Below are 22,387 nucleotides of genomic sequence, written 5' to 3'. Positions count from 1 at the left end.
TTTTGTACTTCTGCATATGGACATGAGCACCCGTACCGCCGCCGCCCTGCTCGGCCTCGCACTGCTGATCGCCAGCCTGCCCGACGTCACGACCGACGCGCCTACCCGTACCGTCACCGCGTCGGCGCGCTGAGGGCCGTGGGCGCGAGCTTGCTCGCGACGGCCGCCCGAATCGAAGCCCTCGGTCTTCCGACGCCGTATCGCGACCAGAGGTCGCACCCACGAACACACTCCCGATCCACCGTCGGAGCCGGGTTTCTGTGGGAGCGAGCTTGCTCGCGATTGCGGCCGGGATCGAAGCCGTCGCCCCCCAGTCCGACCGATTCCCGCGCGAACGCGTGCGATGTCACAGCGGGCACCGGCTTATCGTGTCACGATGCCGCCCGCTTCACATTCCATCCGCATCCAAACGGGACCCCTCATGAAGAAAGCCGCCGCGCTCGCCGTCATCGCCCTTCCGCTTATCGCCTACACCGGCGGCGCCTGGTACCTGGGCCAGCGCATACAGAATTCGCACGACAGCCAGGCAAAGCAGGTCGAGGGCATTCCGAACGTAAAGCTGCTCAAGCGCGACTATCAGCGCGGCCTGTTCTCGTCGACCGAAACCGTCACTATCGAACTGATGGGCGACACCGCGCGCGCGCTGCAGGCAGCCGGCGAGGAGGAAACGATGGAGCCGATACGGCTGACCGTGCGCACCGATATCCGCCACGGGCCGTGGCTGGGCGGTGCCGAGTTCGACGCCGGCCTCGCACAGTCGGAACTGGTGCTCGAAGGCGAGGCGCTCGAAATGGTGCGCAAGGTGTTCGGCGACCGGAAGCCGCTGGATCTGCGCACCGTCTACCACTTCGCCGGTGGCGGCCGCAGCGAACTGTCCAGCCCGGCCTTCGTGTTCGACGTGCCGGCGGAGGACGACGACGCGATGCGCGTGAGCTGGGACGGCATCACCGCGCGCGTCGACTTCGAAGAGGGCATGGCCCGCTACACGATGAGCGGCAACGCGCCGAAGCTGGAAGTGACCGACGCCAAGGGCACGCACATCGTGCTGAGCGGTCTCGGCCTGACCGGCGAGCAGACGCGTCTGTTCGACGACGATCCGCTGCTGTACTCCGGCCTGCAGCGTTTCACCATCGACGCGATCACCGTGGACGACCGCAGCGGCGCACTGCCGAAGATCGCGCTGGGCAAGCTGGTGTACGAAGCCGATGTGCCCAGGGACGGCGACTTCATCGACCTGATCGCCCGCATCGGCGCCGAGAAGGTCGACGTGGCCGGCACCGCCTACGGCCCGGCACACTACGATGTCTCGATGCGCCACCTGCACGCGCGCACCGCCTCGCGCCTGTACCGCAGCTTCATGACGATGTCGGCGGATCCGACGCTGATCACCAATCCGCAGGCCATGCAGGCGCAGATGGGGCAGCTGATGGGGCCGGCGATCGAGTTGCTCGGTCACGCGCCGGTCGTCGCCATCGACCGCCTGTCGGTCAACACGCCGCAGGGCCCCGCCTCGATGAACGTGAAGGTGTCGCTGCCAGCGATCACGCCCGACGAACTGGCCAATCCGCTGGGTCTGATCGGCAAGGTCGATGCCAGCGGCGCCGTATCGCTGCCGGAGGCACTGGTGCGCAGCATGATGGTCGAACGTAACAAGGCCGGCCTGCTGGCCGTGGTCGGCGACGACGCCGACCCGGACGAACTGGCGGCGATGGCCGACGCCCAGTTCGAACAGACGCTGCAGCCGCTGACCGGCCAGGGCTATGTCACCCGCGCCGACGGCCAGCTGTCGGCCAAGATCGCCTTCAGCAAGGGCCAGCTCACCGTGAACGGCCTGCCCTTCAACCCGGCCGCGATGGCGCAGCCGGCACCGTCGGCACTGGCCGAGTAAGTCAGCCGGGCCGCGTCGTCGCCGACGCGGCCGGCCTCCGGCGGCGCTCGTGCAGGCGGGCGCCCAGCCACAGCAGTGACAGCCCGGCCAGCATCAGCAGCGACATGCGCGGTTCGGGCACCGGCGCCACGGTGACCGAATTCAGCACGAAGTTGTTGCCCTGGCTCGCGCCTGGCGGCAGCACGGTGATGAAACCGCGTCGCAGCGAAAATTCCAGCAGGTCGAACTCGGCCGGAAGTGTGTCATTAACCAGCACGCCGGGCCGCGTCGTCCCGGCCACCGAAAAGCTCAGCTGCAGGAAGCGCGCCACGTCGGGCGTCGCCGCTTCCGCGACCGCCACGCGGAAATAGAGGTTGTCGCGGTACAGCCCGCCCGCGAAGTCGTCGTTGATCACGTCGATTTCGCTGTTCGGCGACTGCGCGGTGTATTGGGTGAAGGTCAGCGCGCCGATGGTCGCGTTGAAGCCGGTGATTGCACCCGGGTAATAGCCTATCCAGTTCAGCGGCTGACCGTCGGCGACCGACGGGTCGTACAGCAGTGACCCCGCGATCTCGTCGCCGACATCGATCCCGGGAAGCGCATAGCCGACGCTGAGGCTGTCCACCACGCCCGAAAAGCTGAGTCGCGTCACCGCCTCGGCCGGCACCGTTGCCAGCAACGCCACCGCTGTCAACGTCGCCGCACCTGCGCGCTGCATTGCCCGCAATCCAGCTTGTTTCATCGCCCTGTCCTTTTTGTTGTCCGGACTTTCAGTCAAGCAGGTGCCGACGACGCTGCGTTGATCCGGATCAGTCTTTCGCGCATTCAGCCGACACGTCGTGCGGCATCAGTTCGGCGGCGATGCCGGCGGCCAGTTCGAACAGCCGCTCCGCCTCGTCGGCGTCGAATTCGCCGTGCTGGCGTTTGCGCACGCCGTGCTCGTGCAGCAGCAGCTGGCGGGTCGGAACGACGTCGCGCTGAGCCAGGCTGCTGCGCACGCATTCCAGCGGGCAGCCGTCGAGCGCGAGGATGGGGCGACCGGAGCGGGCGATGCGCACCAGGTGATCGACATTGCCACCGACGCCAGCGATGCAGGACATTTCGGCCCGCTCGCTGCGGTCCAGCTTCACGGCGATGTGATTGGCCATCTGCGCGGCGCTGGAACAGCCGGAGCAGGCATAGACGAGGGGCAACTGGCGGTGACGGGCGCTCAAGACGATTCTCCTTGCCGGTGCGTCGGCGACTCAGGCAGCCGACGCTGGAGGCTGTTCGCATCCACCGACCGTGCCCCCGGACAGCGCCGGGCCGCCGGGGCCCGACACGCGGGGAAGAACGGGGTCGAATACGGACAGGCCTTTGATAGTCTGGAGTCCCGGCCGTCGCGCCGCCTTGCGTTGCGACAAGGATTGCGCGAACCACCGCCGGTCCGTGCTGTCACGATGGATGTCTGCCCTGCACCGCAACGAAGGAGAGGGACATGGCTGAAACCGACGCAGCAGCCCTGGCACTGGCCAGACCCGCGCCACGCGTGCCACGCTCGACCGCGCAGCGCATCCGCGCGATCCGGCGCTGGACGCCCGTCCTGTGGTCCATCCGCATCGAGCGGCCGGCCAACTACCTCTTCCAGCCGGGCCACTACGCCCGCCTCGGGCTGCCGGTCGACACGCCGGAGGCCGCGGTCTGGCGTCCTTACTCCATCGTATCGGCGACCACCGACAGCGAACTGGAATTCCTGCTGGTGCTGATTCCCGGCGGTGCCTTCACCTCGCAGCTGGCCGCACTGCGCGAGGGTGACACCGTGCTGCTGGAGCAGGCGGTATTCGGCTTCTTCCTTGACAGCCAGCTCGCGCCCGGCGACACGCTGTGGATGCTGGCGACCGGCACCGGCCTTGGGCCCTACGTTTCGCTGTTGCGCACACCTGGCGCGCTCGACCGCTATACGCGCGCCGTGCTGGTGCACAGCGTGCGCCGGGCCGACGAACTGGCCTACCGCGACGAGATCGAGGCGCCAGCCGCGGTGTCGCACGGCAGGCTGACCTATGTCCCCATCGTCACGCGCGAACCCGACGCTACGGCGCTCTCCGGGCGCATTCCGCAACTGATCACCGACGGCGCACTGCAGGCCCACGCCGGGCACACGCTTGAGCCGGCCGACAGCCGCGTCATGGTGTGCGGCAACCCTGAGTTCACGACCGAGATGCGGGCGGTGCTGGCCGAGCGCGGCTTCACGCCGTGCCGGCGCAACAGTCCGGGCAGCATGCTGTTCGAGAAGTACTGGTAGGGCGCGGTCAGCGCGGCACCCGCCACAGATACCAGCTGGCGGCGGTGCGGTGCGGCGACCAGGGCAGCGCCAGTTCGGTCATCTGTCGCGGCGTCGGCGGGCGGTCGAGCCGCCGCAACCGGCGGTAGCCTTCGCGCACGCCGAGGTCGTCCGCCGGCAGCAGATCGGTGCGGCCCAGCGTGTAGATGAGCATCATCTCCACCGTCCACCGGCCGATGCCGTGCAGCGCAGTCAGGCGCGCGATCAGCGCCTCGTCCTCCATTTCGCGCGCCTGTGCCAGCGTCGGCACGACACCGCTGCGGGCCGCTTCGGCGATGCCGCGTATCGTGTCCGCCTTGCGGCCCGAAAAACCGCAGCCGCGCAGCGCGTCCTGTGAGGTGGCACAGACCTGTTCCGGCGTCGGAAAATCCGCGGCGCCATACAGCGCGAGAAAGCGCGCGATCATCGTGTCGCCAGCGCGCACGCTGAGCTGTTGGTAGGCCACCGCGCGCAGCAGCGCCTGCCACGGTTCACGCGCCGGTTTTGGCGCGTGCAGGCAGGGGCCGACCGTGGCGACCAGCGCCGCCCAGTCGTCGTCCAGCGCAGCCAGAAAGTGCGCTGCCTCGTGGTGGTGATGCATCGTGTCGAGGGTGTCCATGGCAGCGCAGTATCGCGACCGTGGCCGGGCGATGTCGACCGTGACGTGCCTCCGGAAGGACCCGTTCGGGCGGCCTCAGCCACCGCCAGCGGCCTGCCGAAGCCGCGTCGCGGTCAGAAGACCGCTCCCACAGGGGTGGTGCGCCCGATCGACGACCTGAGCCTCGATCGGGGTTCTGTGGGAGGGGTCTTCTGACCCCGACAGCGGCTGGGATCGAAGCTTGCTGACTGCGGCGACCCACCCGGATTCAAAAGCAATCGGCGGAGTGCGTTGTCGGTGCGCAGCGATTAATGTCCCGGTATCGACGAGCCGAAAGACGGAAACACGATGACGAACACAGCCAGCCGCCGTGAAGCACGCGCCGCAGCCACGCTGGCCGACCCACGCTGGGCGACGGTACGGGCGCGCGATGCGGGTGCCGACGGACAGTTCGTCTACGCGGTCAGCAGCACCGGCGTCTACTGCCGCCCGTCCTGCGGCGCACGTACGCCGCGGCCGGAGAACGTGACCTTTCACGCCCGCCGCGCCGACGCCGAGGCGGCCGGCTTCCGACCCTGCAAACGCTGCCGGCCGGACCTGCCGCCCCTGGTCGAGCGGCAGGCCGACATGGTGGCCACACTGTGCCGGCAGATCGACCACGCTGACACGCTTCCTTCGCTCGACGCACTGGCCGCGTCGGCCGGTCTCAGCCGCTTCCACCTGCTGCGCGTGTTCAAGGCACACACCGGGCTGACACCGCGCGCCTGGGCGGTGGCACGACGCGCGGAACGACTGCGCGAGCGGCTGGCCGACGGCGCCAGCGTGACCGAGGCCATCGTCGACGCCGGCTACGGTTCGACCAGCCGGGTTTACGAAAAGGCGGCCCAGCCGCTCGGCATGACGCCGCGTCGCTACCGCGCCGGTGGCGCCGACACCGACATCCGCTTCGCCATCGCGCAATGCGCGCTCGGCGCAATGCTCGTCGCTGCCAGCACGCAGGGCGTCTGCGCGATCGCGCTGGGCGACGACGCCGATGCGCTGGCGCGCGACCTGCAGGACCGCTTCCCGCACGCACGCCTCAGCGGCGACGACCCGGATTTCGCGCGCACGGTGGCGCAGGTGGTCGGTCTGGTCGAAGCGCCGCGCATCGGGCTGGCACTGCCGCTGGACATCCGCGGCACCGCCTTCCAGCAGCGCGTGTGGGCGGCGTTGCGCGCGATCCCGCCGGGACAGACGCTGAGCTACAGCGAACTGGCGCAGCGCGTCGGCGCACCGAACGCGGTGCGCGCGGTGGCCAGTGCCTGCGCCGCCAATAGGCTGGCGGTGGCCGTGCCCTGCCACCGCGTCGTGCGCACCGACGGCAGTCTGTCGGGCTATCGCTGGGGTGTGGCGCGCAAGCGCGCGCTGCTCGAGCGCGAGCGCAGCGACTGATGGATCTGTTCGACGAGCAGGAATGCGAAGCGGGCCTCCACGCGCTGGCGCCCGGTGCCGCCCTGCTGCGCGGCTTCGCCCGCGATGCGGCGCCCGCGCTGCTGGCGGCAATCGACGCCATCGCCGCCGGAGCGCCCTTCCGCCACCTGATCACGCCCGGCGGCCACACGATGTCGGTGGCCACGACGAGTTGCGGCACGCTGGGCTGGCACTCGGACGAACAGGGCTACCGCTACACCTCGCGCGACCCGGACAGCCAACGCCTGTGGCCGGCGATGCCCGACTGTTTCAGCGAGATCGCGCACGCGGCCGCGGCACGCGCGGGCTTCCCCGGCTTCGCGCCCGACGCCTGTCTGATCAACCGTTACGCACCGGGCGCGCGGCTGACGCTGCATCAGGACCGCAACGAACGCGACTACAACGCGCCCATCGTGTCGGTATCGCTCGGCATTCCGGCGGTCTTCCTGTTCGGTGGTCTGCGGCGCAGCGACCCGACGCTGAAGCTGCGCCTGGTACATGGCGACGTGGTCGTGTGGGGCGGTCCGTCGCGGCTGCGCTTCCACGGCGTGCTGCCGCTGGCGCACGCCGAACATCCGCTGACCGGCGCCTGCCGCATCAATCTCACCTTTCGCGCGGCGGCATGACACCGCCGGCGTTCAGGCGAGCAGCGCCTGCATGATGCGGCGGTGCATGCCGCGCGGCGTAAAGCGGACCGAGAATGCCGACAGCTTGTTCAGCAGCCCAGGCACCACGCAGGCGCGACCGTCGTCGAGCGCGCGCAAGCCGGCTTCGGCCACCGGTCGCGGCTGCATCAGCATCAGTTTCAGCGTGGCCGACGCCTCGTGCCCGGCGGTACGGGTGAAGCCGGTGTCGGTCAGGCCGGGCGCCAGCACGGTGACGGTGACGCCGTGCGGCGCCAGTTCGTCGTGCAGGGCTTCGCCCAGACTGAGCACATAGGCCTTGGTCGCGGCGTAGGCGGCGTAGACCGGCGACGCCATGAAGCCGAGCAGGCTGGCCACCAGCAGCATGCGACCGTCGCCGCGGCGGCGCATGTCCTCGCCGTAGAGGCGGGCGAGCTGGGTGAGCGCCGAAACGTTCACGTCCAGCATCTGCTGCAGGCGCCGCGAATCCGCCTCGACGAATTCGCCGTGCACGCCGAATCCGGCATTGTTGATCAGCGTGTCGATACGCAACCCCAGTCCGTCGGTCCGTCGCTTCAGTTCGATCGGCGCGTCCGGCTGCGACAGATCCAGCGCGGCCACCCGGACGGCAACCCGATGGGCGGCCGTCAGTTCGGCGGCCAGTGTCTCCAGTGCCTCGACGTTGCGTGCCACCAGCACCAGATTGCGTCCCCGCGCGGCGAGCAGGCGCGCGAACTCGACACCCAGTCCGCTCGACGCGCCGGTCACCAGCGCCCAACCGCTTCCATTTTCTGCACTCATGTCCGTCTCCCTCTTTGTCGTGCGCCGGTCGAGTCCGAGGCGTCGCGCATCTTTCGTGCGGTGGTAAAGCGTCTGCCTGCCTCTTTGGATATAGACCTCACGATCGAGCGTTGCCGGTTGGCGCGCGGTCTGCTGTTAATCTCGCGGAAAGCGGGCGACCGAGCGGTCGCCGGAACGTCGCCATGCGAGCTCACTCCGTGCACCTTCCCATCCACGTAGACCCGACCCTGGACAGCACGCTGCAGGCGCAGATCGTCGCCCAGATGCGCGCGCTGATCGAGCACCACCTGCTGCCGCCCGGCGCGCCGGTGCCGGCGACGCGCGACCTCGGGCGACAGATCGGCGTATCGCGCAACACGGTCACCGCCGCCTACGAGGAACTGATCGCGCAGGGCTATCTGTACACCGAGCGCGCGGTCGGCACCTTCGTCGCGAAGACGCTGCCGGACACCCTGATCCGCTCGCCGGACAGCATCGACGACCTGCGCAGCGGCGCCGAACACCGCGCGCTGAACCTGCCGCTGCCGTACGGCGGCCGCGGCCTGACCGGCCTGCATCGTCCGGCCCAGCCCGGCCTCGCAGCCGACTTCGTGTTCGGGCGCGCCGACCCGCGGAGCTTTCCGGAACGCATCTGGCGCAAGCTCATCGTCGAATGCCTGGGCGGCGCGGCCGAGCGCATGAGCGAGTACAGCCACCCGGCCGGTCTGCCCGAACTGCGCCAGCTCATCGTGAATCACCTCGCCACCACGCGCGGCATGGTGGCCTCGACCGAACAGCTGCTGCTGGTGGCCGGCTTCCAGCAGGGCATCGATCTGGTCGCGCACCTCTTTGTCGGCACCCGTACGCCGGTCGTGATGGAGGCGCCCACCTACCGGGGCGCGGCCTTCCTGTTCGAAAGCTATGGCGCCCAGGTCATTCCGGTGGCCGTCGATGCGCACGGCGTGGACGTGCGCCAGCTGCCGCAGCGGCGGGTGAAGCTGGTCTATGTCACGCCGTCGCACCAGTTCCCGACTGGCGGCACCATGCCGCTGCACCGGCGCCTCGCGCTGCTCGAATGGGCCGCGCGCAACGGCGCCTACATCCTGGAAATCGACTACGACGCCGACTACCGCTACGAAGGCGCGCCGCTGCCAACGCTGCAGTCGCTGGACCGCAACGGCTGCGTCATCTACATCAATTCATTCACCCGCACGCTGGGCCCCGGCCTGCGCATCGGCTACATGGTGCTGCCGCGCGATCTGGTGCGCACCGCAGTGACGATCAAGTCGCTGATGGACAACGGTCTGCCCTGGCTGGAGCAGGCGACAATGGCGCAGTTCATCCGCGACGGCAGTTACGACACCCACCTGCGTCGCCTGCGCACCGCCCACGAAGCGCGACGCAATGCGCTGGTCGGCGCACTGCGTGCGCAGCTGCCGGAAGTGCGCATACAGGGCGCCGACGCCGGCCAGCACGTTCTGCTGCGCCTGCCCGAATCCTGTCCGCCGGCGGTCGATGTTCAGGCCGCCGCACGCGGCTTCGGCACCGGCGTCTATCCGCTGTCCGACAGCCCGGTGTGGTTACACGAAGGGCTGCCGGGGCACGAACGCTGCCTGATGCTGGGCTACGGGCATCTGGCAGAGGCGCAGATCGAGCGCGGCATCGACGGGCTGGCGCAGGCGCTTGCCCGCTGAACGACGCTGGGCCCGAGGCAAGGCAGTCGGTCAAGGCCGGCAGTCACCGCTGGCACCATCCTTTTTTCTCCGACTGGCCCTGTCTCCCCTCCCCGCCACTGACTAACTTTCATCCGGCAGACATCGGGACCGGGCTCCGCAGAGGGCCCGCCCATCCGCCCCTTGTCACCTTTTCTACCGGGAGAAAGCCATGTCCACCCATTCGAGCGAAACCCTCGTCGTCCGCGGTGCCTGTCCGCAGGATTGCCCCGATACCTGCGCTTTCCTGTACCACGTCGAGGACGGCAAGCTGGTCGAGGTGACCGGCGATCCGGATCACCCGATGACGCGCGGCGGGCTGTGCGTGAAGCTGAAGAACTTCGCCGAACACCACTACAACCCGGACCGCCTGCTGTACCCGATGAAGCGGGTCGGCCCCAAGGGCTCCGGCATGTTCGAGCGCATCAGCTGGGACGAGGCGCTGGCGACCATCAAGTCGAAGTGGACCGACATCATCGCGCAGTACGGCACGCAGGCCATCATGCCGCACGCCTACCTGGGCCATCAGGGCACGCTGAACGGGCTGACCGCCGGCGACGCCTTCTTCAACCGGCTGGGTTCGACCGTGGCCGAGAAGACCTACTGCGAATCCGGTTCCTCGACCGCCTGGATCATGACCGTGGGGCCGACCGGCGGCATGGACGTGGAAAGCCTGGCCGTGTCGAAGTACATCATCGTGTGGGGCATGAACATGCTCAACACCAATCTGCACGGCTGGCCCTTCGTACTGAAGGCCAAGGCGGCCGGCGCCAAGATCGTGGTGATCGACCCGGTGCGCACCCGCACCGCCAAGCAGGCCGACTGGCACATCCGCATCAGGCCGGGCACCGATGCCGCGCTGGCGCTGGGCATGATGAACGTGATCATCAGCGAGGACCTGTACGACCACGACTACGTCGAGAAATACACGCTGGGCTTCGACCAGCTGAAGGCGCGCGCGGCGGAATTCCCGCCCGAGCGGGTATCCGAAATCACCGGCATTCCGGTGGTCGACATCCTGACGCTGGCGCGCGAATACGCCGGCACGCAGCGCTCGGCGATACGCCAGGGCGTGGCGGTCGAACGCAGCCCGGGCGGCGGCGACGCGGTGCGCGCCATCACCTGTCTGCCGGCGCTGACTGGCGCCTGGCGCTACCCGGGAGGCGGCACCATCGAAATGCCGATCTGGGAATTCCCGTTCAAGTTCGACTTCATGTGCCGGCCGGACTGGATTCCGCCGGGCACCCGCGTGATCAACGAACTGGACCTCGGCGCCGCGCTGACCGGGGCGATGCCGCTCGACCCGCCGATCAAGTCGCTGTTCGTCTACAACTCCAACCCGGTGTCGCAGGCGCCGGGCGCCGGCACCATCGTCGAGGGGCTGCAGCGCGAAGATCTGTTCATGGTGTGCAGCGAGCTGTTCATCACCGACACCGCCAAGTACGCCGACATCCTGCTGCCGGCGACGATGCAGGCCGAGCAGCTGGACATCATGGTGACCTGGGGCCACCTCTACATGCACCTGAACCAGCCGGCCATCGCGCCGCCGGGCGAGTGCGTGCCGAACGTCGAACTGTTCCGCCGGCTGGCGAAGACCATGGGTTTCACCGACGAACACTGGGACCTCGACGACTGGGAAATGCTGCGTCGCTGCTACGACTGGGACGCGCCGGTGATGAAGGGCATCACGCTGGAAGCACTGAAGGAAAAGGGCTGGATGCGGCTCGACGTCGGCCTGCCGGACGAGCGCACGCCGCACGCCACCGGCGACTTCAAGACGCCCTCGGGCAAGTGTGAATTCGCGTCCAGCCTGGCCGCCGGCGGCAACTTCGTCGTACCGGTGTGGCGCTCGGGTTACGAGGCGATGCAGCCGGGCACGCCGGTCGATCCGGTGCCGAACTACATCCCGTCGGTCGAAACCATGCTGCCGGATGGCGCCAGCGCCTTCCCGATCAATCTGGTATCGCCGAAGCCGCACGCCTTCCTGAACACGCAATACGCGAACGAGCCGACGCAGCAGCGTCGCCAGGGCGAACAGATCATCGTCATCCACCCGATCGACGCCGGCCCGCGCAGCATCGAACAGGGCAGCTATGTGCGCGTGTTCAACGAGCGCGGCGCCTTCGAGGCGCGTGCCGAAGTGAGCGAGGACGTGTCGCCCGGACTGATGATGACCAACGTCGGCCACTGGCCGGGGCTGAACCGCAGCGGCACCGCGGTCAACTCGACCACCTCGACCCGGCACTGCAATCTCGGCCAGGCGGGGACCTACTCCGACAACCGCGTCGACGTGCAGAGGGTTTGAGCCATGACCCATGTCGTGACCGACAACTGCCGCGGCTGCCGCTACACCGATTGCGTGGCGAGCTGCCCGGTGGCCTGCTTCCATGTGAACGAAGTGCGCGTCTATATCGACCCGGCGGTGTGCATAGACTGCAGCGCCTGCATTCCGGCCTGCCCGGTGCACGCCATCGTCGAGGAATTCGACCTGGCGGAGGACCAGCAGCACTGGATACGCATCAACGCCGAGGCGGCGCAGCGCTATCCGGTCATCCGCGCGCGTCTGGCACCGCTCGACGGCGCCGACGCGCGCCGGCAGCAACTGGGACTGTGATGCGCGATGGCGATACCCGGAACTGAAGGCCAGCCCCTGCGCGTGGCCATCGTCGGCAGCGGGCCCGGCGGCTTCTACGCCGCCGAAGCCCTGCTGGAAAGCGGCCTGCAGGTGGAGATCGACCTGATCGAACGCCTGCCGGTGCCCTTCGGCCTGGTGCGCTTCGGCGTCGCGCCCGACCATGCGAAACTGAAGTCGGTAACCACGGTGTTCTCGCAGATCGCCGAAGACCCGCGACTGCGCTTCTTCGGCAATGTCGAGCTCGGGCGCGACCTGTCGGTACGGCAGCTGGGCGCGCTCTACCACGCGGTCATCGTCGCCACCGGTGCCGCCGGGGACCGCCGGCTCGGCATCGACGGCGAACACCTGCCGGGCGTGCACGCGGCCGGCGATTTCGTCGGCTGGTACAACGGCCGGCCGGAATGCGCCGAGCTTGAATTCGATCTGCAGCAGGAGGTCGCAGTGGTGATCGGCCAGGGCAATGTGGCGATCGACGTGTGCCGCATCCTGGCCAGCCCGGTCGATGTGCTGCGACGCACCGACATCGCCACGCATGCCATCGACGCGCTGGCGCGGTCGCGCATCCGCGAAATCCACCTGGTCGGCCGGCGCGGGCCGGTGCAGGCGAAGTTCACGCCGAAGGAGTTGCGCGAGCTGGGCACCCTGCCCGGCTGGCAGCCGCGCATCGATCCGGCGGCACTCGTGCTCAACGACGCCAGCCAGGCCGAACTGGCCATGCCGGGCTTCGTTCACGCCCCGCGCAACGTGGACATCCTGCGCGGCTTCGCGCAAGCGCCGGTCGACGACGGGCGGCGCCCGCTGCACCTGCATTTCCACCGCGCGCCGGTGGCGCTGAGCGGCGAGTCGCGGGTGGAACGGATCGAACTGGAAGCGCAGGCGCTGTCGGGTACAGCCGGCGCGCAATCGGCCTCACCGACCGGCGAACGGCTGAGCCTGCCGGCCGGACTGGTGCTGCGCAGCGTCGGCTACCGCGGCACGCCGCTGCCCGGCCTGCCCTTCGATCTGGTGCGCGGCGCGCTGCCACATCGCGAGGGTCGCATCGTCGACACCAGCGGCAAGGTGCTGCGCGGCTGGTACGCGACCGGCTGGATCAAGCGCGGCCCGACCGGCGTCATCGGCACCAACCGCGCCGACAGCGTGGACACGGTGGCGAGCCTGCTGGCCGACCTCGCGCAGCTCGACGCTCCGAAAGCCGGCCGCGCCGGCCTGCTGGCGCAACTGGCAGCCGACCGCAGAAAAGTGGTCGATTTCGCCGGGTGGCGCGCGATAGAGCAGGCAGAAGCCGAGCGCGGACGCGCAGGCGGAAAACCGGCAGAGAAGTTCGTCCGCGTCGAAGACATGCTGAGTGCCGCCGCGGTTGCCGGAGCCCCGCAGTCGAGGGAGCCCGCTTGCTCGCACTAGCGGCCTGAATAGAAGCCCGCGGCCTGCTTGAGCTGCGTCGCGACCAAAGGTCGCTCCCACAAGGAATGCGCCCGATCCACGGCTGGCGCCAGGGCCGGTTTTCTGTGGGAGGGCTCTTCTGACCCCGACTGCAGCCTGTATCGAAGCCGGCGGCCGGCCGAAGCTGCATCGCGACCAGAGGTCGCTCCCGCAAGGAATGCGCCCGATCACGGCTGGCGCCAGGGGCGGGTTTCTGTGGGAGGGGTCTTCTGACCCCGACAGCGGCCTGGATCGAAGCCTGCTGACCGCAGCGGCCGCATCGCGGCCAAGGCTGTTCCCACAAGAGCACTCGCGGTCGGGCCGGGGTTCGTGGGAGCGAGCTTGCTCGCGATTCCGACGCTAAGGTCAGGCGCTGCCGTAGCGCTGGCGTGCCACCACGGCGAGACCGCAGCCGACGCTGCCGTACAGATCGCCCTCGACCGGCTGCGCGTCCGCGAAGCGGGCGGCCAGGGCCAGGCGCAGTGCCGGCACGCCGCTGGAACCACCGGTGAAGAACAGCGTGTCGACCGCCGACGGCGCGAGACCCGCCTGCGCGACGCAGGCGAGCGCGGCGTCGCCGACGCGGGCGATCTCTGCCGCGATGGCGTCCTCGAACGCGGTACGACTGACCGGTACGTGCAGACCCGCCTCGGCCACGCCCAGATCGAGATCGACCCGTGGCGTGTCCGACAGCGCAATCTTCGCCGCCTCCGAGCGGATCGCCAGATGGTGACCACTGCGCTCGCGCAGCACGCGCAGCAGCCGCTCGAAGCGGCGGCCATCGACCACATCGCGCGCCATGTCCTGCAGACCGGGCAGCACGTCGCGGCGGTAGGCCAGGTGGATGGTGTGCCAGGTGGCGAGGTTGAAGTATGTGCTGTTGGGCAGCACGGCGCCGCTGGCCAGCAGGCCGCCCATGCCCAGTTCGGGCATCACGCAGGCGAGCGACAGACGCTTGTCGAAATCGGTGCCGCCGATGTGCACGCCGGTGTTGCCCAGCAGGTCGGCGCTGCGGTCGACATGGCGTCGGCGCTCGGGTGACAGCCGCACCAGCGAGAAGTCGGAGGTGCCGCCGCCGATATCGACCACCAGCACCAGCGATTCGCGTTCGACCGTCTGCTCGAAGGCGTGCGCAGCGGCGATCGGTTCGAACTGGAAGCTCACGTCGCGGAAGCCGGCGCCGCGCACGATGTCGGCCAGCGTGTCCTCGGCCAACTTGTCGGCCTCGGCGTCGTCGTCGACGAAGCGCACCGGGCGGCCGACCACCACCTGTTCGAAGCGCGTCTGCGCCGCGGTCTCGGCGCGCTTCTTCACTTCGCCGATGAAGCCGCCGATCAGATCGCGGAAGGCCAGGTGACGGCCGCCGACATCGGTGCCGGCGTCCATCAGGCCGCTGCCGAGCAGGCTTTTCATCGAGCGCATCAGCCGGCCTTCGAAACCTTCGAGGTATTCGGCCAGCGCGGCCCGGCCGACCGCCATCGAATCCTCGTCGAGGTTGAAGAACACCGCCGACGGCAGCGTGGGCTTGCCATCTTCGAGCGGCAGCAGGCGAGCCAGCGGGCCGTCGTGGATGGCGGCGGTGGAGTTCGAAGTGCCGAAGTCGATGCCGCAGGCGGAGGTGTTCATCGGGCAGTGCGGTGGTGCGGAAGGCCGCGCAGCGTACGGGGGCGGCGCACAGCGTGCAAGTTCAGCATGCGTTCGCGCGCACGATTTCGGCAAGCGCGCGTTCGCTGCCCGGCGCGGTGTCGAAGAAGAGCGAGGGCTCGATCAGTTCCAGCTCGATCAGCACCGGCCGGCCGTGCAGCCGCAGCATGTCGACGCGCGCGTAGGCGCAGGGGCCGGGTGCGGCCGCCAGCGCCGCCTCGGCCAGCGCGAATTCGTCGTCGGCCGGCGCGTGTGCGCTGGCAACCCCGCCCCAGATGTCCTGGCAACGGTAGTCGCCGGCCTGCGGCACCTTGCGCACCGCGTGCGAATAGCGGCCGCCGAAGAAGATGAGCGACACCTCGCCATCGGCGATGCCCGGCACGAAGGGCTGCAGCAGCACGTCACCCTCGGCCACCAGCGCACGCAGGTGATCGGCGCAGGCGGCACTGTCGGCGGCGCCACGGAAGGCGCCGAAAGCGCCTATCGACACCGCCGGCTTCACCACCACCTCGCCGCTGCCGAATTCAGCCAGCACCTGCGCGACCTCTGCACTGCGCCGCTCGACGAAGCGCGTCGGCACGATGTCCACACCGCGCGCCGCGAGGTCGAACAGGTAGCGCTTGTGGCTGTTCCACTCGATCACCGGCAGCGGATTGAGCAGCCGGCTGCAGCGATCGACCCGCCGCGCCCAGGCGAGGAATTCGGGCAGGCGCGTGTGGTAGTCCCAGGGCGAACGCAGCAGCACGCAGCGGTAGGCCGACCAGTCGACGTCGGCGTCCCACGCGACCAGATCGACCGGCACGCCGCAAGCGGCCATCAGCAGTTCGGCGTCGCTGTCGGGCTTGGGCATGTCGGCGCAGGTGACGAAGGCGATCTCGGGACGGGCGCTCATGGCGGGACGGAATCCTTGAAGTGGGCGGGTGCGAGACGTGTGGTGGACGCAGGCACGACGACGTCCGGTTCGTATGCCTGCAGCCGCTGAGAGAGGCGCCATGATACCGGCGCCGGACGCCCTCGCGCCGTATCCGTCAGGCGCGCATGAAACTCGCCATCCTCATGAAAGAAAACATTTTTTGCAATGCACAAGTACAGTCCACCGGCGGCGCGCCGATATCTGATGCGAGCGCCGCCGATGTGAGCACGGCGGGCCTTTTGGCAACCCCGATGAGCAGCAGAACCTTGACTTCAACCCCGCATCCATCGAACTCCGCGTATTCAGAACGGCCTGCGCACGGGCAGGTGGAGGGCGACCGGCGATTCCGCCTGCTGTTCGAGCGCATACCGGATCCGATGCTGCTGCTCGACGTCGAATCGGGCGTGTTCACCGACTGGAACCCGGCGGCGATGCGCATGCTGAACTTCCCGGCCCGCGAGGAGGTGATCGCGCTGCGTCCGGCCGACATCTCGCCGGCGCACCAGCCGGACGGCCGTGCGTCCGACGACAAGGCGCGCGAAATGATGGACATCGCGCGGCGCGAAGGCAGCCACCGCTTCGAGTGGACCATCTGCAGCCCGTATCGCAGTGAGGTCGTGATCGAGGTGCTGCTGACCACCATCGCCATCGACGGCCGCGAGGTGTTCATCACCACCTGGCGCGACCTCAGTCAGCAGAAGCGCACCGAACGTGATCTGCTGGCCAACAAGCTGCGCTGGAAGTTCGCGCTGGAAGGTGCCGGCGACGGCGTATGGGACTGGAACATCCAGGACGGCACCGTGTTTTTCAGCCCGCGCTGGAAAACCATGCTGGGCTACGACGAACAGGACATCGGCAACGCGCTGTCCGAATGGTCGGAACGGGTACACCCGGACGACCTGCCGCGGGTGATGGCCGACGTGCAGGCCCACCTCGACGGCCGCACGCCGGGCTACCGCAACGAACATCGCATGCTCTGCCGCAACGGCGACTACAAGTGGATACTGGACCGCGGCAAGGTGGTCAGCAGCGACGCCGACGGTCGGCCCCTGCGCATGGTGGGCACCCATACCGACATCACCGAACGTCGCCGCGTGCAGACCGAACTCGAGCGCGCCGAAGCCACCCAGCGCGCGCTGCTCGACGCGATGGCCGACGGCGTTTTCGTTGCGCAGGAACACCGCTTCGTATTCGTCAACCCGGCCCTGCCACGCATGCTGGGCTATACGGTCGAAGAATTCACCGGCCTGCATTTCGCCGACGTATTGCACCCCGACTTCCTCGAACTGTGGAGCGAGCGCTACGAGCGGCGCATCGGTTCCGGGCCGGAACCGCAACGTCGCTACGAGGTGCAGTTGCTGAACCGCGACGGCGACCGGCCGCTGTGGATCGAGCTGATCGCCTCGCGTTTCACCTATCGCGACGAACCCGCCGTGCTCGGCATCGTGCGCGACATCAGCGACAAGAAGATCAACGAACAGACCATCTGGAAGCAGGCCAACTACGACGCGCTGACCAATCTGCCCAACCGTCACCTGCTGCTGCATCACCTGCGCCAGGAAATGCGACTGAGCCAGCGCAGCGGTCGCCAGCTGGCGGTGCTGTTCATTGACCTCGACCGCTTCAAGGAGGTGAACGACACGCTGGGCCACCCGGCCGGCGACAGCCTGCTGCAGCAGGCGGCGCAGCGCATCACCGGCTGCATGCGCGACACCGACGCGGTCGCCCGTTTCGGCGGCGACGAATTCGCGGTGGTGCTGGGCGGGCTGGAGCACCCGGACGTCGTCGAGCAGATCGCCGGCAAGATACTGAGCGCCCTGCACCAGCCTTTTCAGCTGTTCAACGAACTGGTCTATGTGTCGGCTTCGATCGGCATCACGCTGTATCCGGACAGCGCGCAGAGCCAGGAGGATCTGCTGAAGCAGGCCGACCAGGCGATGTACGACGCCAAGCGCGCCGGACGCAACCGGATGAGCTATTTCACGCCGTCGATGCAGGCCAGTTCCGAACGCCGGCTGCGCCTGGTGTCGGACATGCACACCGCGCTGACCACCGGCCAGTTCCATCTGGTCTATCAGCCCATCGTCGAGATCGCGACCGGCCGCGTGCGCAAGGCCGAAGCACTGATACGCTGGCAGCACCCGGAGCGCGGCCACGTGTCGCCGACCGAATTCATACCGATCGCCGAAGAGACCGGTCTCATCCTGCCGTTGGGCGACTGGATCACGCGCACCGCGGTCGGTTTCGCACGCCATCTGCAGCAGCGCCTCGGCGACACCGTGCAGATCAGCATCAACCATTCGCCGCTGCAGCTGCGCAATCGAAACGGCGACTATCCCGGTGTGGTCGAGCTGCTGCGCACCCTCGATGCGCCGGGCAGCCTGGTGGCGATCGAAATCACCGAGGGCATGCTTGTCGAGGCTGACGAACCGGCGCTGGAATGCCTTTACGCGATGCGCGACGCAGGCGTCCAGGTGTCGCTGGACGACTTCGGCACCGGCTATTCCTCGCTGTCCTATCTGAAGAAGTTCGACATCGATTACCTGAAGATCGATCAGTCCTTCGTGCGCGGCCTGTCGCGCGACTCCAGCGAACTCGCGCTGTGCGAGGCAATGATCGTGATGGCGCACAAGCTCGGCATGCAGGTGATCGCCGAGGGCGTCGAAACCATCCACCAGCTCGACCTGCTGCGTGCAGCGCAGTGCGACTACGCGCAGGGCTACCTCTTCTCGCGCCCGCTGCCGGCCGAACACTTCGAAGCCTGGTTGCGCGAGAATGGCTGAAATGCACCACCCGTCCGGCGCCTCGCCGGATGGCCCCGCAGCCCGCATTTCAAATAGAGAGAATGGCACTAGACCTTATAAAGGCCACTGCACTGATCCTGGCGCTCAGCCTGCTGCAGGGCTTCAACGCCCGCTTCTGGGGTGAGCGCCACGCCGCCCGGGCGATCGGCTCGGGACTGATCTTTGGCGTCATGTGCGTGGTCGGCATGATGATGCCGATCACCCTCACTCCCGGCGTCATTTTCGACGGTCGCTCCGCCGTGCTCAGCATGGCCGCACTGTTCGGCGGTCCGGTCGTCGGCGCCATCGCCGGCGCCGTGGCCGCCGCCTACCGCCTGCACCTGGGCGGCAGTGGCGCGCTGGTCGGCGTCGGCGTCATCACCGTTTCGGTGCTGCTCGGCCTGCTGATGCGCGCGCTGGTCAGCCGCGGCAAGGTCACGCCCGGCTTCCTGCCCTTCCTCGGCCTCGGTGTCGTGGTACATGTCGTGGCGCTGCTGTTCTTCCTCGGGCTGCCGGGCGACACCGCCAAACGCGTGTTCGATACGCTGGCCCTGCCCTATCTGCTCACGCTGGCGCCGGCCACCGCGCTGCTCGGCATGCTGCTGCTGGACCTCGATGAACGTCAGCGCACGGGCAAGGCACTGCGCGACAGCGAAGCGCGCATGCGGGCGATCACCGAGGCAGTGCCCGACGTGCTGATGGTGCTCGATGAGGACGGGCGCTATCTGAAGATACGCGCACCGGACGAGAAGCTGCTCGTCGCCGACGCGGAGTCGCTGAGCGGCAAGCTGATGACCGATGTGCTGCCGCCGGAAAAGGCGGCCATGTTCCAGGACTACGTGCGCCGGACACTGCAGTCCGACAGCGCCCAGATGCTCGAATACACGCTGGACACGCGGGGCGGTCCGCGCGTGTTCGAGGCGCGCGCCAGAGCGCTCGACGCCCCCTTCGAAGGCCGCCGTGCAGTGGTGCTGCTGACGCGCGACATCACCGATCGCGTGCGGTTGGAAGAAGAACAGCGCATCGCCGCCATCGCCTTCGAATCGCAGCAGGGCATGATGATCACCGACGCCTACAGCGTCATCCTGCGCGTGAACAAGGCCTTCACCGCGATCACCGGATTCAGCGCCGAAGAGGCGATCGGGCAGCGCACCAGCCTGCTCGCATCCGGCCGGCACGACACCGCCTTCTACCGCGCCATGTGGTCCAAGCTGCACGCCGACGGCGTGTGGGAAGGCGAAATCTGGAACCGGCGACGCAACGGCGAGGTATACCCGGAGCGCTTGTCGATCAGCGCCGTGCGCAACGCCGACGGCATGGTGACGCACTACGTCGCCGCCTTCATGGACATCACCTTCAGCAAGGCGGCCGAGGACGAGATACGCCGGCTCGCCTTCTATGACGCACTGACCGGTCTGCCGAACCGCCGCCTGCTGTCCGACCGGCTCGGTCAGGCGATGGCGTCGACCTCGCGCACCTCGCGCCACGGCGCGCTGATGTTCATCGACCTCGACGACTTCAAGAACGTGAACGACCTGCTCGGTCACCACAACGGCGACCTGCTGCTGCAGAAGGCCGGTGCCCGGCTGCGCGACATCGTGCGCGAGAGCGACACCGTCGCGCGCTTCGGTGGCGACGAATTCGTCGTGCTGCTGGCCGACCTCCCGGAGCACTCGATCGACGCCGCGCAACAGGCCGAGCGTGTGGCCGAGGCGATGCTGGCCGCACTCAATCGCCCCTATGTGCTCGACGGCCAGACGCGCCAGACCAGCGCCAGCATCGGCATCGCGATGTTCAGCGGCAGCACGCATTCGATCGACGAAATGCTGCGTCGCGCCGACCTGTCGATGTACGAGTCGAAGCAGCGCGGCAAGAACCGCCTGCACTTTTTCGACCCGGTCATGCAGGAAACGGTCACCGCGCGGCTGCGGCTCGAAGACGAAATACGCACCGGGCTGGCGACGCGGCAGTTCTGCGTGCACTACCAGGCGCAGGTCGAGAACGGTCGCGGCATCGTGTCGGCCGAGGCGCTCGCACGCTGGCGCCACCCAGACAAGGGCTTCATCCCGCCGGTGCAGTTCATACCGGTGGCCGAACGCGCCGGCCTGATGCCCGCGCTCGGCCTGCAGGTGATGGAGGATGCGCTGGAACAGCTGGCGCGCTGGGCGCGCAAGCCCGAAACCGCCCATCTGTCGGTGGCGATCAACATCAGTGCCGCCCAGCTCTACCAGTCGGAATTCGCTGATTCGGTACTCGAAGCCATCACCCGCACCGGCGCGCCGCCGGGCAAGGTGGTGCTCGAACTGACCGAGTCCATTCTGCTCGGCGACGTCGATGGCGCGATCGACGTGATGCAGCGGCTGCGCGCACGCGGCATCCGCTTCTCGATCGACGACTTCGGCACCGGCTACTCGTCGCTGGCCTATCTGCAGAGCCTGCCGATCAACGAACTGAAGATAGACCGATCCTTCGTGCGCAACCTGCCAGCCAGCGAGGGCAATCTGGCCATCGTGCGCGCGGTGGTCGCTCTGGCCTCGGCGCTGGGTGTCAAGGTGATCGCCGAAGGCGTGGAAACAGAAGACGAGCGCAATGCGCTGGCCGGCAACGGCTGTCAGTTCTTCCAGGGCTACCTGTTCGCGCGGCCGTTGCCGGCCGACGAGTTCGAAGGTCTGTTGCGCGAGGATCTGCAGCGCACGCGCTGAAGCAGGCAGACATTCATCGGGCGTGCTGTCGATTTCGCGCCGGCTGCTTCGTCGACCGGGCAGGACCGGTGCGTGCCGGTTCACTTCACCCTCGAAGGAGATCCGGCCATGACCTCACCCCAGCCCGTGCCTGCAGGCATGCACACCGTCACTCCGCACCTCGTCTGCGACAACGCGGCAGCCGCCATCGATTTCTACGTGCGCGCCTTCGGCGCCACAGAACTGATGCGCCTGCCCGGCAGTGAGGGCAGAATCCTGCATGCGCAGGTGCGCATCGGTGACTCCGTCGTCATGATCGTCGACGCCCACCCGGAATGGTTCATGCGCGACCCGAACAGTTACGGCGGCACACCGGTCGTACTGCATCTGCAGGTGCCCGATGTCGATGGGCTGTTCGCCCAGGCGGTCGCCGCGGGGGCGACCGCGCAGATGGCGCCCGAAGACATGTTCTGGGGCGACCGCTATGGCCGCGTGATCGACCCGAACGGCCACGTCTGGGCCATCGCCACGCATGTGCGCGACGTGAGCCCCGAAGAACTGCTCGCCGCCAGCGCCACGCCCTGCCCCGAAAGCGTCACCAAGGAGACCTGAATGCCGCACATGCTGCTCATCATCGAACCGGTCGGCCAGCGCGCCACCCGTACCGAAGCCGAAGGCCGCGACCTCTATGCACAGATGGTGGCTTTCGGCGAAGGCCTCGCTGCACGCGGCCTGCTGATGGGATCGGAATCGCTGCGCGTCGAGTCGACGCGCGTACAGGTGCGCGACGGCCGTACCCAGGTGGTCGACGGCCCGTTTGCCGAAGCGAAGGAAATGATCGGCGGCTTCTTCATGCTCGCCACCGACGACCGGCAGCAGGCGCTGGACATCGCGCGCGCCTGCCCCGCCGCCGCCTGGGCCACCGTCGAAGTCCGCGGCTTCGGCCCCTGCTTCGACGACAGCAAGGCGCCGGGCTGACAGCCG

At 68.3% G+C, this 22,387-nt stretch carries 18 protein-coding genes; 12 read left to right on the top strand and 6 right to left on the bottom strand.

Features of this window, described 5'->3' with window-relative positions; genetic code table 11:
* The first annotated feature begins 421 nt into the window (after positions 1 to 421).
* A complete protein-coding gene (locus tag AC51BJ_RS01020) occupies positions 422 to 1,888 on the top strand; it encodes a YdgA family protein (RefSeq protein ID WP_496279043.1) in 1,467 nt (488 codons plus the stop codon).
* A 1-nt stretch (position 1,889) separates the two neighbouring features.
* Here AC51BJ_RS01020 and AC51BJ_RS01015 read toward each other — a convergent pair whose 3' ends face one another.
* Both AC51BJ_RS01015 and AC51BJ_RS01010 read right to left on the bottom strand, forming a co-directional pair.
* On the bottom strand, positions 1,890 to 2,609 hold the full coding sequence (locus AC51BJ_RS01015; RefSeq protein ID WP_496279042.1) for a hypothetical protein: 720 nt from the start codon (positions 2,607 to 2,609) through the stop codon (positions 1,890 to 1,892).
* Positions 2,610 to 2,676: 67 nt separating this feature from the next.
* Positions 2,677 to 3,081, bottom strand: a complete 405-nt coding sequence (locus tag AC51BJ_RS01010; protein ID WP_496279041.1) for a putative zinc-binding protein — start codon at positions 3,079 to 3,081, stop codon at positions 2,677 to 2,679.
* 263 nt (positions 3,082 to 3,344) lie between these two features.
* Between AC51BJ_RS01010 and AC51BJ_RS01005 the strand changes: the two genes are divergently transcribed.
* Positions 3,345 to 4,148: a ferredoxin--NADP reductase gene (locus AC51BJ_RS01005; protein ID WP_430432809.1), complete on the top strand. Its 804-nt coding sequence runs from the start codon at positions 3,345 to 3,347 to the stop codon at positions 4,146 to 4,148.
* Between the two features lie 7 nt (positions 4,149 to 4,155).
* Here AC51BJ_RS01005 and AC51BJ_RS01000 read toward each other — a convergent pair whose 3' ends face one another.
* Positions 4,156 to 4,785: a DNA-3-methyladenine glycosylase family protein gene (locus tag AC51BJ_RS01000; RefSeq protein ID WP_496279040.1), complete on the bottom strand. Its 630-nt coding sequence runs from the start codon at positions 4,783 to 4,785 to the stop codon at positions 4,156 to 4,158.
* Positions 4,786 to 5,112: 327 nt separating this feature from the next.
* Here AC51BJ_RS01000 and ada point away from each other — a divergent pair, with 327 nt between their 5' ends.
* Together ada and alkB are read left to right on the top strand one after the other, a co-directional pair.
* Positions 5,113 to 6,195 carry a bifunctional DNA-binding transcriptional regulator/O6-methylguanine-DNA methyltransferase Ada gene (ada, locus tag AC51BJ_RS00995; protein WP_496279039.1) on the top strand — a complete coding sequence of 361 codons (1,083 nt, stop codon included), beginning with the start codon at positions 5,113 to 5,115 and terminating at the stop codon, positions 6,193 to 6,195.
* A complete protein-coding gene (alkB, locus tag AC51BJ_RS00990; RefSeq protein ID WP_430432806.1) occupies positions 6,195 to 6,839 on the top strand; it encodes a DNA oxidative demethylase AlkB in 645 nt (214 codons plus the stop codon). The genes ada and alkB overlap by 1 nt, the downstream gene beginning before the upstream one ends.
* 12 nt (positions 6,840 to 6,851) lie before the next feature.
* Here the strand turns inward: alkB and AC51BJ_RS00985 are convergent, their stop codons facing one another.
* Positions 6,852 to 7,637 (bottom strand): SDR family NAD(P)-dependent oxidoreductase, encoded by a 786-nt coding sequence (locus tag AC51BJ_RS00985; protein WP_430432805.1) that lies wholly within the window; start codon positions 7,635 to 7,637, stop codon positions 6,852 to 6,854.
* A gap of 182 nt (positions 7,638 to 7,819) precedes the next feature.
* Between AC51BJ_RS00985 and pdxR the strand changes: the two genes are divergently transcribed.
* From pdxR to AC51BJ_RS00965, 4 genes are all read left to right on the top strand, one after another.
* A complete protein-coding gene (pdxR, locus tag AC51BJ_RS00980; protein ID WP_496279038.1) occupies positions 7,820 to 9,310 on the top strand; it encodes a MocR-like pyridoxine biosynthesis transcription factor PdxR in 1,491 nt (496 codons plus the stop codon).
* 190 nt (positions 9,311 to 9,500) lie between these two features.
* Positions 9,501 to 11,633: a molybdopterin-containing oxidoreductase family protein gene (locus AC51BJ_RS00975; RefSeq protein WP_496279037.1), complete on the top strand. Its 2,133-nt coding sequence runs from the start codon at positions 9,501 to 9,503 to the stop codon at positions 11,631 to 11,633.
* Between the two features lie 3 nt (positions 11,634 to 11,636).
* Entirely contained in the window at positions 11,637 to 11,942 is a 306-nt protein-coding gene (locus AC51BJ_RS00970) for a ferredoxin family protein (RefSeq protein WP_019915320.1), read from the top strand.
* Positions 11,943 to 11,948: 6 nt separating this feature from the next.
* Positions 11,949 to 13,364, top strand: coding sequence for an FAD-dependent oxidoreductase (locus AC51BJ_RS00965; RefSeq protein ID WP_496279036.1), 1,416 nt, complete (start codon positions 11,949 to 11,951; stop codon positions 13,362 to 13,364).
* 384 nt (positions 13,365 to 13,748) lie between these two features.
* Here AC51BJ_RS00965 and AC51BJ_RS00960 read toward each other — a convergent pair whose 3' ends face one another.
* Complete coding sequence (locus AC51BJ_RS00960) at positions 13,749 to 15,008, bottom strand: Hsp70 family protein (RefSeq protein WP_496279035.1); 1,260 nt, start codon at positions 15,006 to 15,008, stop codon at positions 13,749 to 13,751.
* 61 nt (positions 15,009 to 15,069) lie between these two features.
* Entirely contained in the window at positions 15,070 to 15,918 is an 849-nt protein-coding gene (locus tag AC51BJ_RS00955; protein ID WP_496279033.1) for an ATP-grasp domain-containing protein, read from the bottom strand.
* A 287-nt stretch (positions 15,919 to 16,205) separates the two neighbouring features.
* Between AC51BJ_RS00955 and AC51BJ_RS00950 the strand changes: the two genes are divergently transcribed.
* The 4 genes from AC51BJ_RS00950 to AC51BJ_RS00935 all read left to right on the top strand — a co-directional run bounded on the left by AC51BJ_RS00950 (position 16,206) and on the right by AC51BJ_RS00935 (position 22,381).
* Complete coding sequence (locus tag AC51BJ_RS00950; protein WP_496279032.1) at positions 16,206 to 18,722, top strand: sensor domain-containing protein; 2,517 nt, start codon at positions 16,206 to 16,208, stop codon at positions 18,720 to 18,722.
* A gap of 62 nt (positions 18,723 to 18,784) precedes the next feature.
* Positions 18,785 to 21,424 (top strand): EAL domain-containing protein, encoded by a 2,640-nt coding sequence (locus tag AC51BJ_RS00945; RefSeq protein ID WP_430432799.1) that lies wholly within the window; start codon positions 18,785 to 18,787, stop codon positions 21,422 to 21,424.
* Positions 21,425 to 21,532: 108 nt separating this feature from the next.
* The gene (locus AC51BJ_RS00940; protein ID WP_496279030.1) at positions 21,533 to 22,015 is read left to right on the top strand and encodes a VOC family protein; all 483 of its coding nucleotides are present in this window, start codon (positions 21,533 to 21,535) and stop codon (positions 22,013 to 22,015) included.
* Positions 22,016 to 22,381, top strand: a complete 366-nt coding sequence (locus AC51BJ_RS00935) for a YciI family protein (protein ID WP_496279029.1) — start codon at positions 22,016 to 22,018, stop codon at positions 22,379 to 22,381.
* Positions 22,382 to 22,387 lie beyond the last annotated feature (6 nt).

This window comes from Methyloversatilis sp. S146-33, from assembly GCF_059552495.1.
Note: the sequence above shows the minus strand (reverse complement) of the source record. Positions and strands in the feature narration are given on the sequence as shown.